We start from the raw sequence: 14918 nt of genomic DNA, 5'->3' as shown, positions 1-14918 counted from the left end.
TCGGTGTGAGTGTTGATCTGTGGAAGGACCAACTTCTCTACCGGGGTCCTGCGCCCGTTCCGGGTCAACTCACCGTCGTCGGCGTGTCGCCCCGCCACCACCGCGCCGCTACTGAGAAAGGCTCATTATGGTTCCCTGGTGCGTCCTCAGTCGCCGGGCGCGGCGACGACGTAGTCCTCCGGCGGCGGGTCACCGGCCAGGTGGGCGTCGAGGATCTCCCGGACGCCGGCCGCGATCCGCCGCTGCGCCTCGATCGTCATCCCGGAGTAGTGGATGGTCATGGCGTTGCGCGGCATGGTCCGCCAGGGGTGGTCCTCGGGCGCGGGCTGCGGGTACCAGACGTCGCCGGCGTAGCCGCCGAGCCGTCCGGTCGCCACCGCCTCCCGCAGGGCGTCGGTGTCCACGAGGGCGCCCCGGGCGGTGTTGACCAGCCAGGCGCCCGGCTTCATCTGCGCGATCCGGTCGGCGTCGAACAGGGCCTGGCTGCCCTGCTGCAGCGGCAGAGCCGCGCAGACCACGTCGGACTCGCGGACCAGGTCGTCGAGCCGGGCGTAACGGACCCCGAGGATCTCCTCCTCGGCGGGGCTGCGGCGGTGCCGGGCGTAGTAGCGCATCCGCACGTCGAAGCCTTTGAGCCGCAACGCCGTGCGGGCCCCGATGGCACCGAGGCCGACGATCCCGACGGTCTTGCCCTCCAGGTCGTGCGCCTCCTGCGCGGCCTCGGCGACGTCCCAGCGGCCCTGGCCGACCTGCTCGTGCGCGGGCACGAAGTTGCGCACCAGCGCGAGGATCTGCAGCACGTTGTGCTCGGCCACGCTGACCACGTTGCTGCCGGTCACCTCGGCGACGGTGATCCCGTGCCCGGTCGCGGCGTCGGACTCCACGTGGTCGGATCCGACGCCGGCGGTGATCACCAGCTTCAGCTCCGTCGCCTTCTCGATCCGTGCGCGGTCGAGGTAGACGGGCCAGAAGGGGGTGGTGACCAGCACCTCGGCGTCGGAGAGCTCCGCGTCGAGCGCCTCGCCGGTCTCGCTGGTGGTGACGAGCTCGTGCCCGGCCTCGCGCAGTCGGTCGCCGAGGTCGAGGCCGCGGGCGGCGCTGGCCAGGACGTCGGGGTGCTCCTCGGGGTGGTCGTCCGGGTAGAGGACGGCGAGGACCTTCACGGGGGTACCTCCACTGCTCGGGTGCCTGCGACTACCCCGGCGTGCGCGGACGCACACGCCGCGCACCGTCTCCGGATCGTGACCTTCCGGCGCATGGATGATCACCTGTTCGGGTACAAGCGATCACCACCGGGCGCACAGGGTGCCCGGCCGTCGAAGGAGACGCCGTGATCATCCTCGGACTGATACTTCTCGTGGTCGGCTTCCTCACCGGGTTGTCGCTGCTCTACTACATCGGCGCGATCCTGCTGATCCTGGGCGTGATCTTCCTGGTGCTGGGCCGCACCGGCCGTCCCGTGGGCGGGCGCACGGTCTGGTTCTGAGGTCGGGCCGGGTCCCGCTCGTCGGGACCCGGCCCACGTCGTCCGGTTCGAGGCCGATCGAGGCGCGCCCGGCCGGGTGGGCGGGGCGCGCGATCGACCGCACCGACCGCAGTCCGTGGTCGTGGAACGTGCGCGACGTCCATATGGCGACACCCTCGACCGGCTGACACCACCGCGCTCGAGCGTCCGCCCCGAGCCGCCCGACGACCCGGCGCCGGGCACCGCGCCCTCCGGCGCTCGACGTGCATGGGTCGCGCGATCCGCGGTACCCGCGGCCCATGACCGACCGGAGCGAGCTGCCGATCCCGGACTACGACCAGCTGCCCGAGGGCAGCCTCGTCCACCGCGTCCGCGCCCTCGACGAGCGGGGCCTGGACACCCTGATCGAGTACGAGCGCGGGCACGCGGACCGGCCGGCGGTGCTGGAGGCCCTGACCCATCGGCGCGACGCGCTGGCCCGCGGCGAGGCGGAGCCTTCCGGCGGCGACCCGGCCGCGCGGCAGCCCGAGGTCCCGCCGGTCCCCGACACCGGCGCGGCCGACCCCGTCGACACGGCAGACACCAACCAGCCGTTGCGGCACGGGGTTGCCGGCCAGACACCGAACCGGAACCCCCGCACGCGATGACCGACCTGGAGGTCGACGCGGCGGTGGTCGGCGGGGGCCACCACGGGCTGGTGGCCGCCGCCGTGCTCGCGGACGCCGGCTGGGACGTCTGCCTGCTCGAGGCGACGGACCACCTCGGCGGAGCGGTGCGCTCCGCGGAGCTGCACCCGGGGTACGTGACGGACCTGTTCAGCGCCTTCTACCCGCTGTCGCGGGCCTCCCCGGTTCTGCAGTCGCTCGACCTGGAGGAGCACGGACTGCGCTGGTCCGAGGCGCCGGCCGTGCTCGCGCATCCGCTCGGTCCCGACGGGGCGGAGGCGGCCGTCCTGTGCCGGGACCGGGCCGACACCGCGGCGGGTCTCGACGCGCAGCACCGTGGCGACGGCGAGGCGTGGCTGGATCTGTGCCGCCGCTGGGACGTGCTGCGCGAGCCGTTCCTGCGCACCCTCTTCACCACCTTCCCGCCCGTCCGCGGACCCGTGCAGCTGGTGCGGCGCCTCGGGACCGCCGAGGCGCTGCGGCTGGCCCGGTTCCTGCTGCTGCCGGCGAAGCGGATGGGGGAGGAACTCTTCGGCGGGGAGGGGGCCCGGCTGCTGCTCGCGGGCAACGCGGTGCACGCCGACATCCCGACGACGTCGCCGGTCAGCGGCGCCTACGGCTGGCTGCTGGCGATGCTCGGCCAGCACTACGGCTTCCCGGTGCCGGTCGGCGGCGCCGGGCAGCTGGCGTCCGCCCTGGCGCGGCGGGCGGAGGCGGCCGGTGCGGTGTTGCGCACGGGGGAGCGCGTCGAGCACGTCGCGGTCTCCGGGGGGCGGGTCCGCGCGGTGCACACCGCCGCGGGCACCACGGTCCGCGTCCGGCGCGCCGTCGTGGCCGACGTCGCCGCGCCGACGCTCTACCGGGACCTGCTGCCGGCCGACGCCGTGCCCACCCGGGTGCACCGCGACCTCGACCGGTTCGTGTGGGACACCCCGGTGGTGAAGCTCGACTGGGCCATCGACGGGCCCATCCCGTGGCGGGCACCCGAGGTCGGGCGGGCCGGGACCGTCCACGTCGGCCAGGGCGAGGACGGGCTGGTGCGGTGGAGCGCGGAGCTCGAGTCGCGCTCGCTGCCGGCCTCGCCCTTCCTGCTGGTCGGGCAGATGACCACCGCGGACCCGAGCCGGTCCCCGGCCGGCACGGAGAGCGCCTGGGCCTACACCCACCTGCCCCGCGGGGTCGACGACGCCGGCTCGGCCGACGAGCTGGCCCGCCGCGCCGAGCGCGTGCTGGAGCGGTTCGCCCCGGGCTTCGGCGCGCGGGTGCGGCACCGGGTCGTGCAGCGGCCGTCGGACCTGCAGGACGCGGACCCGAACCTGGTGCACGGCACGATCAACGGGGGCACCGCCCAACTCTTCCAGCAGCTGGTCTTCCGGCCGGTCCCCGGGCTCGGCCGGCCCGAGACACCGGTCGCGGGCCTCTACCTCGGCAGCTCGTCGGCCCACCCGGGCGGCGGGGTGCACGGCGCCTGCGGCTGGTTCGCGGCGCGGGCGGCGCTGGGCGCGCACGGGGTGACGGGCCTGCTGCGCCGGGCGGCGACGTCGGCCGCGATCGAGCTGCTGCAGCGGTCGCGCAGGGGTGACGAGCGCGTCAGCGGGTAGGCGCGAACCGTACGAGACGGCGAGACCGGGAGGACCGGATGGCGGAGACGGCACGGAGGGTCGCGGCGATCGCCGACGACCGCGCACGGTCGGAGGCCGAGCAGTACCGGCAGGGCCAGGACCGCCCCCTCGGGGGCTACGTCGTGGTGATGGCGATCTTCGGCGCGGTCGTCAGCGCCGTCGCGGGGATCGTGGCGGCGACCCGCCGGACGGTGCCCACGCTGTCGGTGAAGGACCTGGTGCTGCTCACCGTGGCCACCCACAAGCTCTCCCGCACGATCACCAAGGATGCGGTGACCAGCCCGCTCCGCGCACCCTTCGCGCAGTACGCGGACACGGCCGGGCCAGCGGAGGTGATGGAGGAACCGCGCAAGGACTCCTCGCTTCGGCACGGCGTCGGCGAGCTGCTCACCTGCCCGTTCTGCCTCGACCTGTGGATCGCCACGGGCTTCGCGCTCGGGCTGGTCTTCGCGCCCCGGTCGACGCGGCTGGTCCTGGGCACCTTCACCGCCCTGGCCGGCGCGGACTTCCTGCAGCTGGCGTACTCGGCGGCCCAGCAGGCCGCGGAATGACAGGCGGAGCGACACGCAGAGGGACACGGGGAAGGGGACCGGGATGACCGAGGGGAACGCGCGTCGCGAGGAGCCGCTACGGGCCCTGACCGAGGACGTGCGCGCGCTCGTGCGCACCGAGGTCCGGGCGATGCGCGACGACCTGCTCGGCGAGCTCGGGCGGGCGCGCACCGCGAGCCTGCTGCTCGGCGGGGCGGGACTGCTCGGGCTGCTGGCGACCGGGTCGTCGGCGGCGCTGCTGATGCGGCTGCTCGACGGCGTCCTGCCGCGCGCCGCGTCGGCGGCGGTGGTGACCGGCCTGTACGGCGGCGCCGCGGGTGCGCTCGCCGCGGCGGGGCTGGCCGAGGCGCGCCGGGTCCGGGACGAGGTGAGCGACACGGTGGGCCGGGTGCGCGACGAGGCGTCGGCGGTGGCGCGGCCCTGACCCGGCGGGGCGGAGCGGTCCAGCCCTGCCGTGCCCGGGTGCCGTCGGGCCGGTCAGTGTTCCTCGTTCCTCAGTGTTCCTCAGCGTTCCCCCGTCGCGGCCGTGACCGGGCGCGTCGTGGTGGAGGTCCCGGTGGCCGGGCGCCCCTCCTCGAGCCGCTGCCGCTGCGGGACGACGGTGTACTTCGGGTCGTTCGCGGACTGCAGGCCCGCGTGGAAGATGCCCCCGCGGGTGGCGACGGAGGCGGCGACGAGCGCCGCGCCGGAGACGGCGGAGGCGATCCGGCTGCCTCGGCCCAGCACCGCCCCGACGGCGCCCGTCACGGAAAGGATCTTCCCGACCCTCACGTACGCGCCGCTCCGGCCCTGGGAGTAGGGCTCGCCGACCAGCCCGAGCCGGCGTTCCATCCGCTCGAAGGTGGCCAGCTCCAGTCCGACGCCCGCGAGGGCCATGGCCCGCGCGGGCCCGGTCTCGGCGACCGGGGCCGCGAGCAGGCCAAGCCCGCCCGCCGCGGTGGCGCCGGAGCCCACGAACACGAACGGCATCTCCGGGTACCCGTCGTGCCACGCGGGGACGGCGGTGTCGGTGATCAGCGCGGCGGTGTAAGAGGCGACGGCCGGACCGAGCGTCGCCGCACCGGCCGTGGCGGCCGCGCCGATTCGGGGCAGCCGTCCGGTCACGGCCGTCGCGGCGGCGGCCCCGGCGAGCGGGACGTACCCCGCGAGCAGCCAGGAGCCGACGCTCATCGGCGAGGTCACCTTGAACACCCGCAGCATGTTCAGGAACCGCTGGGGTTTGCCGAGGTCGTGGACCAGCCCGACCAGCGACAGGAATCCGGCGACCGCGGCACCGACCTTCGCCGAGCGCTCGAGGCCCGGCCGCCCGGTGGCCTGGGCACCCGCCCCGAGCAGCGATGCGGCACCCGCGAGACCTCCGAGGAAGAGATACCCGGCGATGTCCGGCGCCTCCCAGACCGGGGCGTTGAGGATCGGCTTGTCGTAGTACGAGGTGAAGGTGGCGTCGGGCACCTGCTGGGTCTCGCCACCGCCACCGTGGCCGCGCCGGCCGCGGCGCGGCCGCCCGGCGACCACCCCGGTGACGGCGTCGCGGTCCGGACGGACGTTGCGCAGGCCGTCGCGCGTGACGTCGCCCCCGGGCGTGCCCGGCCCCTGCCGCGCCTGCTCGACCGGCCCGTTCCGGTCGTCGCTTCCGGGCATCAGACCCTCCTTCCCGCGGCGAAGGCCGCGACGGCGGTGCCGACGAGCACCAGCGCGGCGGCTCCCACCCGGCGCCACATGGCCGGCAGGTCCCGCGTCGTCACCACCGGGTCCGGCGGCAGCCCGTAGACCTCGGGCTCGTCGAGCAGCAGGAAGAACGCGCCGTCCCCGCCGACGCCGTCGTGCGGGTCGCGCCCGTACAGTCGCGCGTCCGACACCCCGGCCTCCTGCAGCCGGGCCAGCCGGGCGTCGGCGCGCTCGCGCAGCTCGTCGAGCGGCCCGAACTGGATGGAGTTGGTGGGGCAGTTCTTCGCGCAGGCCGGTTCCTGCCCGACGGTCAGCCGGTCGTAGCACAGCGTGCACTTCCAGGCACGCCCGTCGTCCTTGCGCTGGTCGATGACCCCGTAGGGGCAGGCCGGGATGCAGTAGCCACAACCGTTGCAGATGTCCTCCTGCACCACGACGGTGCCGAACTCGGTACGGAACAGCGAACCGGTGGGGCAGACGTCGAGGCAGGCGGCGTGGGTGCAGTGCTTGCAGACGTCCGACGCCATCAGCCAGCGCAGGTCGCCCGGGTCCCCGGGTGTGGTCGGGGTCATCCCGGCCCGGTCCGGCGGGGTCCCGGAGCCCTGCGCGGCCAGGGCGAGGACGTCGACCCCGTCGTGCAGCACCCCGGGGTCCTGGACGGCCAGGGGTTTGCGCTGCTCGACGAAGGCCACGTGGCGCCACGTGTCGGCGCCGAGCCCCTGGGTGTTGTCCATGGACATGCCGGTGAACACCAGCCCGTCCTCGGGGATGGCGTTCCACTCCTTGCACGCGACCTCGCAGGCCTTGCAGCCGATGCACACCGAGGTGTCGGTGAAGAAGCCCATCCGCGGGGGATGGTCGACGTAGCCGCCCTGGTGGGCGGGGTCGGTGTCGCCCAGCATGGCGCCGGTCAGGTCCGGCTTGCGGCCGATCACGATGTCGACGGGGGCCATGTCAGATCTCCGTCCCGGTCTTCTCGGTGATGCCCGCCCGGCGCTGGTACTCCTTCACCAGCTCCACGCGCGCCGGCCCGCGCGGGCGGCGGCCGGGCCGGATGTCGCACTGCCCGACCTTGACCTCCTGGATGTGGGAGTTCGGGTCGAGCGAGAGGTGGGTGAGGTCGTTGACCGCGTCGCCCGGCGCGAGGCCGCCGTGCCCCCAGTGGTAGGGCAGCCCGACGTGGTGCAGGACCCTGCCGTCGATCGTCAGCGGCGTCATGCGTTCGGTGACCAGCACCCGCGCCTCGATGGCGTTGCGCGCCGTGACGATCGTGGCCCACCCCGCGTGCTCGAGCCCGCGTTCGGCCGCGAGCTCGGGGGAGACCTCGCAGAACATCTCCGGCGCCAGCTCGGACAGGTACGGCTGGTAGCGGCTCATCCCGCCGGCCGTGTGGTGCTCGGCGATCCGGTAGGTGCTCATGGTGTACGGGAACACCTCCGCGCCGGGCTGGCCGCCGCTGGGCTGGAACCGGTCGTTCGGGTGGACCATCGACACGATCTGCCGCACCGGGTTGCGCTGCTGGGAGTACAGCAGGTTGGGCACCGGCGACTCCTGTGGCTCGTAGTGCGCCGGCAGCGGCCCGTCGATGAGCCCCGCCGGCACGAACAGCCACGACTTGCCGTCGGCCTGCATGACGAACGGGTCCACGCCGGACAGGGCCTCGGCCCCGGTCGCGTCCGTGGGCGGCCGGTACCAGGGCGACTTGGCGGCGGTGAAGTCGGCGATGTCATGGCCTGTCCACAGCGCCTTCTCCCCGTCCCACCAGATCAACGCCTTGCGCCGGCTCCAGGGCCTGCCGTCCGGGTCGGCGGACGCGCGGTTGTAGAGGACGCGCCGGTTCGCCGGCCACGCCCAGCCCCACTCCAGCGCCGTGTAGTCCTGCTCCGTCGACGGCTTGCGCCGGGACGCCTGGTTGACCCCGTCGGAGTAGACACCGCAGTAGATCCAGCAGCCGCAGGCGGTCGAGCCGTCGTCGTTGAGCTGCTCGTAGGAGCTCAACGGCCCGCCCTCGGCGTCCCAGCCGTTGATCTCGGCCAGGACGGCCTCCGCGTCGGGCTCCGCGTCGCCCGGGTGCGAGGGCATCGGCCTGGTCGGGTAGTCCCAGGTCAGGTCGAGGATCGGCCGGTCCGCCCGGTCGACGCTGCCGGCCAGCTTCTCCCGGATCTTCCGGCCGAGGTGGTAGACGAACCACAGGTCGCTGCGGGCGTCACCGGACGGTTCGACGGCCTGGTGGTGCCACTGCAGCAGCCGCTGGGTGTTGGTGAAGCTCCCGTCCTTCTCGGTGTGGGCGGCGGCCGGGAGGAAGAAGATCTCGGTGCCGATGTCCTCCGTCCGGAGCTCACCGGTCTCGATCTCCGGCCCGTCCTTCCACCAGGTGGCGGACTCGATGAGCGAGAAGTCCCGCACAACCAGCCACTCGAGGTTGGCCATGCCCAGCCGTTGCATCTTGGCGTTGGCCGAGCCCACGGCCGGGTTCTCGCCCATCAGGAAGTAGCCCTTGCAGTCCCCCGCGAGCTGGGCCATGACGGTCTCGTAGGTGGAATGGCTGCCGGTCAGCCGTGGCAGGTAGTCGAAGCAGAAGTCGTTCTCCGGCGTCGCGGCCGGGCCCCACCACGCCTTGAGCAGGCTGACCATGTAGGCCCGCATCTCCGCCCAGTAGCCCTTGCGGGGGGACTCGCCCTGGATGAACGAGTCCAGGTCCAGGTGCGCGTGCGCGTGCGGCATCGGGATGTAGCCGGGCAGCAGGTTGAACAACGTCGGGATGTCCGTGCTGCCCTGGATCGACGCGTGCCCGCGCAGCGCCACGATGCCGCCGCCCGGACGCCCCATGTTCCCGAGCAGCTGCTGCAGCACCGCCGCCGAGCGGATGTACTGCACCCCGACGGTGTGCTGGGTCCAGCCGACCGAGTAGACGAACGCGCTGGTCCGGTCCCGGCCGGAGTTGTCCGTGAGGTGCTCGCAGACCCGCCGGAAGGTGTCCTGCGGCACCCCGCAGATCTGCTCGACGATCTCCGGGGTGTAGCGGGCGTAGTGCCGCTTGAGGACCTGATAGACGCAGCGCGGGTGCTGCAGCGTGGGGTCGACCTGCGGCTGTCCCGAGATCGCGGCCCCGCCGGACCCGTGCGCCTCACCGCGCCCGGCCTGGCGCACGCTCTTGGTGCTGCGCTTCCTACCGCCCGGCTGGTCCGCGTACTCCTGGTCGCGCTGGCCCGAGGCCGCCTGGACCTCCATGCCCTCGTACTGCCAGGTGTGGAAGTCGTAGGTGCGCTCCTCGGGGTCCAGCCCGGAGAAGACGCCGTCGAGGTCCTCGGTGTCCTGGTAGTCCTCGGTCAGGATCGTGGCCGCGTTCGTGTACGCGACGACGTACTCGCGGAAGTCCTTCTCGTGCTGCAGGACATAGTTGATGATCCCGCCGAGGAAGGCGATGTCCGTGCCGGCCCGCAACGGGACGTGGATGTCCGCCAGTGCGCTGGTCCGGGTGAACCGCGGGTCGACGTGGATCACCGTCGCACCGCGGGCCTTGGCCTCCATCACCCACTGGAACCCGACGGGGTGGCACTCGGCCATGTTCGAGCCCTCGAGCACGATGCAGTCCGAGTTCTGCAGGTCCTGCAGGTAGTCCGTGGCGCCGCCGCGGCCGAAGCTGGTCCCCAGACTGGGGACGGTGGCGGAGTGTCAAATGCGGGCCTGGTTCTCGATCTGGATCGCGCCCAGGGCCGTGAACAGCTTCTTGAGAAGGTAGTTCTCCTCGTTGTCCATCGTCGCGCCGCCGAGGGAGGCCAACCCCATGGTGCGCCGGACGCGGGCGTCGTCCTCCTCCCACTGCCAGCCCTCGCGCCGCGTGGCGATCACCCGGTCGGCGATCATGTCCATCGCGGTGTCGAGGTCGAGCTCCTCCCAGTCGGTGCCGTGCGGGCGCCGGTGGAGGACCTTGTACTCGCGGGCGGAGCCGGTCACCAGCTGCAGCGTGGAGGACCCGCGCGGGCAGAGCCGGCCGCGGCTGATCGGGGAGTCGGGGTCGCCCTCGACCTGCACGACCTCGTCGGCCTTGACGAACACGTTCTGCCCGCAACCCACGGCGCAGAACGGGCAGATGGACTTGACCACCTTGTCCGCCGTGGCCGAGCGGGGGGCGAGGGTGTCGCTGCGGCGGCTCTTGACGGCCGCCGCGCGCCCCAGCGGGTCGCCGCCGGTGAGCTGCCGGTAGACCGGCCATCCCTCGATCCAGGTCTTCACACCCATCCCAGGCCTCCTCGGTCGGGGTCGTCGACGTCCTGTGCGGTCGGGTCGTCCGGACGGGTGGGCGCGAGATTCTTCGCGGCGAGGATCTTCTCCCCGAGCTCGCGGCGTTGTTCGTCGGACATCGCGTCCTCCAGGACGAGGAAGAGCCTCTCCTCGTAGGCCACGTGCTTGCGCAGCAGCAGGACCAGCTTCTCCACCGTGCCGTCGAACTCGTCCGTCCCGGGGTCGAGTCGGCCCAGCGCGGCCAGCGTGTCCTTGCCCTCCTGCTCCTGCTCGAGCGCGTCGTCCGCCCAGCGGTCCCCGCCCGGGAGCGCCTTGCGCACGGCGGGCCAGAAGTACTCCTCCTCGACCGCCTCGTGCTGCGAGAGCCGGAGCGTGATCATGTCCACGATCGACCTGCGCTGCTCCTGGTGGGCCCGGTCACCACCGCTGGTGCGACCGGGGAGCGCCGCCAGCTGCTCCTGCAGGTACTTGACCTGGTTGTGGTCCCGGGTGAGAACGACGAGCACGTCGTGGTCGCCGCTGGAGTCGTCGATCTCGGGGGGTTCGGCGGTGCGCCGCCGCGCCGCCTCCTGCATCTGCGGGTCGGCGGCGGTCCGGGCCTTGATCCAGTCGAGGACGGACCGTTTCGTGGTCGGGTTCTCCGCCCGGATCCCGAGCAGGTGCTGCGCGGTGGGCAGCACGCCGGGCCGTTTCCGCTCCTCCTCGGTGTAGGTCTCGCCGCCGTCGGCCGGCATGCCCGTCCCGATCAGATAGGCCTGGCCGGCGGGAACGCCGAGCCGCGTCCCGATCGTCTCGTAGTCGAGGCCCTGCTCGACCAGGGCGCGGACCTGCTCACGAGTGGGCACGGCCGACTCCTTCCCCTGATGCGGTCGCGGGTGTGCCCGCGGCGCCCGTCCGGCTTCCTTGTTCGCCGCACGCCGCGGCCTCCTCCGCCCGGGCCCAGCCGACGGCGAGGGCGAGGGCGGTCAGGCCGATCGGCAGCATCCCGACGACCATCGCGATCCCGCCCGGCCCGTCGCCGCGGGCGACGAGCCAGACGCCGGGCAGATCGAGCGCGGGCATGGTCGCGAAGAGGTAGACGATGCGGCCGGCCGGCGAGAGCCGCCGGTGGCCGAGGACGGGCGCCCAGAAGAGCACCCCGCCGGCCAGCAGCAGGATCGGGGCGATCCCGGTGAGCGCGGGCAGCAGGGTCACCGCGGCGTGGAGCAGCACGAACGCCGGTGCCGCGACGGGTGCGGGGAGCGTGGGCGGCTCGACGCCCAAGGCGCGCAGCAACAGGAGCAGCAGCGGGGCGAGCACGGAGACCAGCAGCCCGTCCGTGGCCATCTGCGCCACGTGCGCGAGGGGGGTCATCGCGGCCTCCGGCGGAGCACGTCGACGAGCACCCGTCCGGCGGCCGGAACCGTCGTGAGGAGCACCAGCGCCCGGCTGCGGCGCCGCCGGGGCGCGACCGGCGGCGCGGGATCGGAGTCGTCGGGGAGGGCACGCGCGGGGTGGCCGGCCGGGACCGGGACGGCCTCACCCGTGGTGGTGCCGTCGTACCGCTGCGGGCGGGGGTCCGGGGCGGGCGGCATGCCGTCGAGCGCGGCCGGCTCCGGCCGGGTGCCGGCGGGAACGCGCTCGCCGCGCACGAGGATCGCCGCCGCCACCAGCGGGTAGAGCGCGACGAGCAACCAGAGCCGGCCGTAGGCCAGCGCGAGGCCGGCGAGGGTGAGCCCGAGGGCCGTGAGCACCGCGGCCGTGCTGCGCACCGGCATCCGGACGGTGGTGCCCACGCCCCGGCGGGCGCGCAGGGCGAGCACGACCGCGAGCCCGAACCCCGAGACCAGCAGCAGGTCGAACAGCCAGAGCAGCATCGAGATCGGCTGGGGCCGGAACCCGAGCATGAGTCCGGCGAGGACGCCGTTGCCGGCGACCCAGGCACCGACGACGAGATGGCCCGTGCGCAGCTCGCCGAGGTGTGCGGGCGGCAGCACGGCCCGCTGCACCGGGTCGGGCGGGGCCGGACCGGTCGCCGGGGCGGGCGGTGTGGTGTGCGGGGTGCCCGTCATGCCCTGCCCTCCCCGGCACGGAGGTCGAGCAGGGGCGCGTAGCTGTGGATCGGCGGCACGGGGTGCGCCGGGTCGAAGTTCTGCGGGGGCGGCGGCGACGAGGTGGCCCATTCCAGCGTGAAGCCGCCCCACGGGTCGTCGGGCGCCCGTCGCGGCCGGACGATCGACACGACGACGTCGACCACGAACAGCACGGTGCCGATCGCGAGCAGCCCGGAGCCGAGGGTGGCGATCAGGTTGGCGGTCCCGAAGCCGTCCTGCGGCAGGTAGCTCGCGATGCGGCGGGGCATGCCGTGCAGCCCCAGCCAGAACATCGGCAGGAAGGTGGCGTTCGTGCCGACCAGCCAGAACCAGAAGTGCGCCTTGGCGATCCGTTCGCGCAGCAGCAGGCCGGTGGCCTTGGGGAACCAGTAGTAGAACCCGGCGAAGAAGCCGAAGAGGCTGCCGGCGGCGAGCGTGTAGTGCCAGTGCCCCACGATGAAGTACGAGTCCGTGACCTGGTAGTCCACCGCCGGCGTGGCGATCATGATGCCAGTGAGGCCGCCGATCAGGAACTGCGGCACGAAGGCCACGGCGAACAGCATCGGGGTGGGGAAGCGCAGGCGCCCGCCGAGCAGCGTGGCGAGGAAGCCGAAGTACTCGAGCCCGGCCGGGACGAGCAGCAGGATCGAGGTCAGCGAGTAGTAGTCGTTCTCCGCCTGGCCGGTGCTGAACATGTGGTGGCCCCACACGCTCATCGACAGCGCCGCGAAGGCCAGCAGTGACACGACCGTGATCTTGTAGCCGAAGTACCGGCGGCCCCCGAACACGGCGAGCACCTCGGCCACCGCGCCGACGAACGGGAAGAACATCACGTAGACGACGGGGTGCCCGAAGAACCAGAAGACGTGCTGGTAGCCGATGTTCCAGGTGTTGTCGCTGAAGATCGCCGGGTTGACCCGGCCCGCCGCGAGGATGCCCATCGCCACCAGCAGCGACGGGAACGCCCCGATCACCATGAGGTTGGTGGCGACGACCGACCAGGAGAACACCGGCATGCGCAGCAGCGTCATCCCCCGGGTGCGCTTGACCAGGGCCGTCCACAGCACCGTCGCGGCCATCAGCAGCATGCCCGTCCCGGCGAGCGCCACGCCGGCGATCCACAGGTCCACCCCCGGCCCCGGTGTGAAGCGGGTGCCGGCGAGCGGCGGGTAGGCGTACCAGCCGTGGTCGGCCGCCCCGCTCGAGGTGGCGAACCCGGAGAGCATGGTGACGGCGCCGCCGAGGTAGAGCCAGTAGCCCAGCATCGTGGTGCGCGGGGCGGCGACGTTCGGCGCGCCGATCTGCAGCGGTACGAGGTAGAGGCCCAGTCCGATCGCGAACGGGGTCATGACCAGGTAGATCATCCCCGAGCCGTGCATCGTGAAGAACTGGTTGTAGCGGTCCGGGGACAGCACGTCCAGCTGCGGCTGGGCGAGCTGGGCGCGCATCGTCAGCGCGAGCCCGCCGATGGAGATCATCAGCACCACCGCGGTGCCCAGGGTCAGCAGCCCGATCCGCTTGTGGTCGGTGCTCGTGACCCACGCCAGGACGGTGGTGCGGGCCCGGTGCGGCGCCGGCCGGGGCTCCTCGACGGTGGCCCGGGGCTCGGTGGCGGTCACGTGGCCGCTCCGGCCGGCAGCGCCCCGGTCTGCACGAAGGCCTGGTACTGGGCGGGCGGGACCGCGCGGACGTAGAAGTCCATGTCCTTGTGGTAGGTGCCGCAGTACTCCGAGCAGCGGCCGAGCCACTGTCCGGTCTCGGGGAAGGTCATCAGCAGGGTGTTGACGTGGTCGGGGTAGGCGTCGCGCTTCACCGCCAGGTCGGGGACCCAGAAGGCGTGGACGACGTCGCGGGAGGTCAGCGCGAACTCGACCGGCACGCCCTGCGGCACGACGATCACCGGGCGGGCGGCCGGCGTGGCGCAGGAGCCGCTGACGGTCGTGGTGGAGCCCGGGTAGGCCGCGCTCCAGCACCACTGGAAGGCCGTGACGTCGACGCGCACCGGCTGTCGTCCCGGCGCCAGGCCGGTCTGGTGGGCCACCGCGAGGGTGTCGCCGTAGTCGAGCCTGTGGTTGTTCGACAGGCTCAGCCACACCAGGAACGCGGCCGCCCCGCCCAGGAACACCGCGAAGGTGATCTCGAGGGGGTTGTGCTCGGCGGCGGCGAAGGGCAGCTTGTCCCGCCGCCGGGCGCGGTTGAGCACCAGGGCACCGAGCAGCAGGCCCGTCACCAGCACGAAGACCCCGGCGGCGATCCACACCTGCAGCCCGAAGACCTGGTCGAACACTCCGCGGTAGTCCACCGAGCGCCACTCCCGTCGTCGCGTCCGTTCCCCGACCCGTCGCGCCGCCGCGCTGGTACCCGACACCTCCGCGTCCAAACAGGCCGTTCCCGGCCGATCCGCCTCCCGGGGATCACCGCCGTCGTGGCGAAGGTCTACCCGGGGTCCGGCGGTCCGGCGCGCCGGGATCCGCGTTCGCAAGGTGACCGGAAGATTCGCCCCCGGCGACCTGCCGATCACCTTGCGCCGAGCTTGCGATCCACGTCCTCCGGTCGCGAGGCGGCCGGGCGCGCCCCACGCTTCCCCGGCGGGACCACGGGGTGCGTTTGGACCGGGGGCCCCGGGTACG

Annotated in this window: 14 protein-coding genes; 5 read left to right on the top strand and 9 right to left on the bottom strand. The window is 73.3% G+C overall.

The features are described 5' to 3' along the window. Positions 1 to 146 precede the first annotated feature (146 nt). On the bottom strand, positions 147 to 1163 hold the full coding sequence (locus LWC35_RS30100) for an NAD-dependent formate dehydrogenase (protein WP_232873666.1): 1017 nt from the start codon (positions 1161 to 1163) through the stop codon (positions 147 to 149). Between the two features lie 167 nt (positions 1164 to 1330). On the opposite strand from LWC35_RS30100, the gene LWC35_RS30095 reads away from it, so the two are divergent. The 5 genes from LWC35_RS30095 to LWC35_RS30075 all read left to right on the top strand — a co-directional run bounded on the left by LWC35_RS30095 (position 1331) and on the right by LWC35_RS30075 (position 4727). Beyond that, a complete protein-coding gene (locus LWC35_RS30095; RefSeq protein WP_232873665.1) occupies positions 1331 to 1486 on the top strand; it encodes a hypothetical protein in 156 nt (51 codons plus the stop codon). Positions 1487 to 1764: 278 nt separating this feature from the next. Further along, entirely contained in the window at positions 1765 to 2112 is a 348-nt protein-coding gene (locus LWC35_RS30090) for a DUF8129 domain-containing protein (protein WP_232873664.1), read from the top strand. Continuing rightward, positions 2109 to 3731, top strand: coding sequence for a phytoene desaturase family protein (locus LWC35_RS30085; protein WP_232873663.1), 1623 nt, complete (start codon positions 2109 to 2111; stop codon positions 3729 to 3731). The genes LWC35_RS30090 and LWC35_RS30085 overlap by 4 nt, the downstream gene beginning before the upstream one ends. Positions 3732 to 3769: 38 nt before the next feature. Next, the gene (locus LWC35_RS30080; RefSeq protein ID WP_232873662.1) at positions 3770 to 4303 is read left to right on the top strand and encodes a DUF1360 domain-containing protein; all 534 of its coding nucleotides are present in this window, start codon (positions 3770 to 3772) and stop codon (positions 4301 to 4303) included. Positions 4304 to 4346: 43 nt separating this feature from the next. Then, positions 4347 to 4727 (top strand): phage holin family protein, encoded by a 381-nt coding sequence (locus LWC35_RS30075; protein ID WP_232873661.1) that lies wholly within the window; start codon positions 4347 to 4349, stop codon positions 4725 to 4727. An 80-nt stretch (positions 4728 to 4807) separates the two neighbouring features. Here the strand turns inward: LWC35_RS30075 and nrfD are convergent, their stop codons facing one another. Genes nrfD through LWC35_RS30035 form a run of 8 tightly spaced genes read right to left on the bottom strand, consistent with a single transcriptional unit; the run spans position 4808 to position 14590 of the window. Continuing rightward, positions 4808 to 5944: an NrfD/PsrC family molybdoenzyme membrane anchor subunit gene (nrfD, locus tag LWC35_RS30070; protein WP_232873660.1), complete on the bottom strand. Its 1137-nt coding sequence runs from the start codon at positions 5942 to 5944 to the stop codon at positions 4808 to 4810. Then, the gene (locus LWC35_RS30065) at positions 5944 to 6873 is read right to left on the bottom strand and encodes a 4Fe-4S dicluster domain-containing protein (protein ID WP_232873668.1); all 930 of its coding nucleotides are present in this window, start codon (positions 6871 to 6873) and stop codon (positions 5944 to 5946) included. The genes nrfD and LWC35_RS30065 overlap by 1 nt, the downstream gene beginning before the upstream one ends. A gap of 52 nt (positions 6874 to 6925) precedes the next feature. Continuing rightward, positions 6926 to 10213 (bottom strand): formate dehydrogenase, encoded by a 3288-nt coding sequence (fdh, locus tag LWC35_RS30060; RefSeq protein ID WP_232873659.1) that lies wholly within the window; start codon positions 10211 to 10213, stop codon positions 6926 to 6928. Next, positions 10204 to 11061, bottom strand: a complete 858-nt coding sequence (locus tag LWC35_RS30055; protein ID WP_232873658.1) for a hemerythrin domain-containing protein — start codon at positions 11059 to 11061, stop codon at positions 10204 to 10206. The genes fdh and LWC35_RS30055 overlap by 10 nt, the downstream gene beginning before the upstream one ends. Beyond that, positions 11048 to 11569 (bottom strand): cytochrome c oxidase assembly protein, encoded by a 522-nt coding sequence (locus LWC35_RS30050; RefSeq protein WP_232873657.1) that lies wholly within the window; start codon positions 11567 to 11569, stop codon positions 11048 to 11050. Before LWC35_RS30050 ends, LWC35_RS30055 begins: the two co-directional genes overlap by 14 nt. Next, the gene (locus tag LWC35_RS30045) at positions 11566 to 12267 is read right to left on the bottom strand and encodes a hypothetical protein (RefSeq protein ID WP_232873656.1); all 702 of its coding nucleotides are present in this window, start codon (positions 12265 to 12267) and stop codon (positions 11566 to 11568) included. Before LWC35_RS30045 ends, LWC35_RS30050 begins: the two co-directional genes overlap by 4 nt. After that, positions 12264 to 13907 (bottom strand): cytochrome c oxidase subunit I, encoded by a 1644-nt coding sequence (locus tag LWC35_RS30040; protein ID WP_232873655.1) that lies wholly within the window; start codon positions 13905 to 13907, stop codon positions 12264 to 12266. The genes LWC35_RS30045 and LWC35_RS30040 overlap by 4 nt, the downstream gene beginning before the upstream one ends. Then, positions 13904 to 14590, bottom strand: coding sequence for a cytochrome c oxidase subunit II (locus tag LWC35_RS30035; RefSeq protein ID WP_232873654.1), 687 nt, complete (start codon positions 14588 to 14590; stop codon positions 13904 to 13906). The genes LWC35_RS30040 and LWC35_RS30035 overlap by 4 nt, the downstream gene beginning before the upstream one ends. Positions 14591 to 14918: the final 328 nt, after the last annotated feature.

It is taken from the genome of Pseudonocardia kujensis, from assembly GCF_021283305.1.
GTDB lineage: Bacteria > Actinomycetota > Actinomycetes > Mycobacteriales > Pseudonocardiaceae > Pseudonocardia > Pseudonocardia kujensis.
Note: the sequence above shows the minus strand (reverse complement) of the source record. Positions and strands in the feature narration are given on the sequence as shown.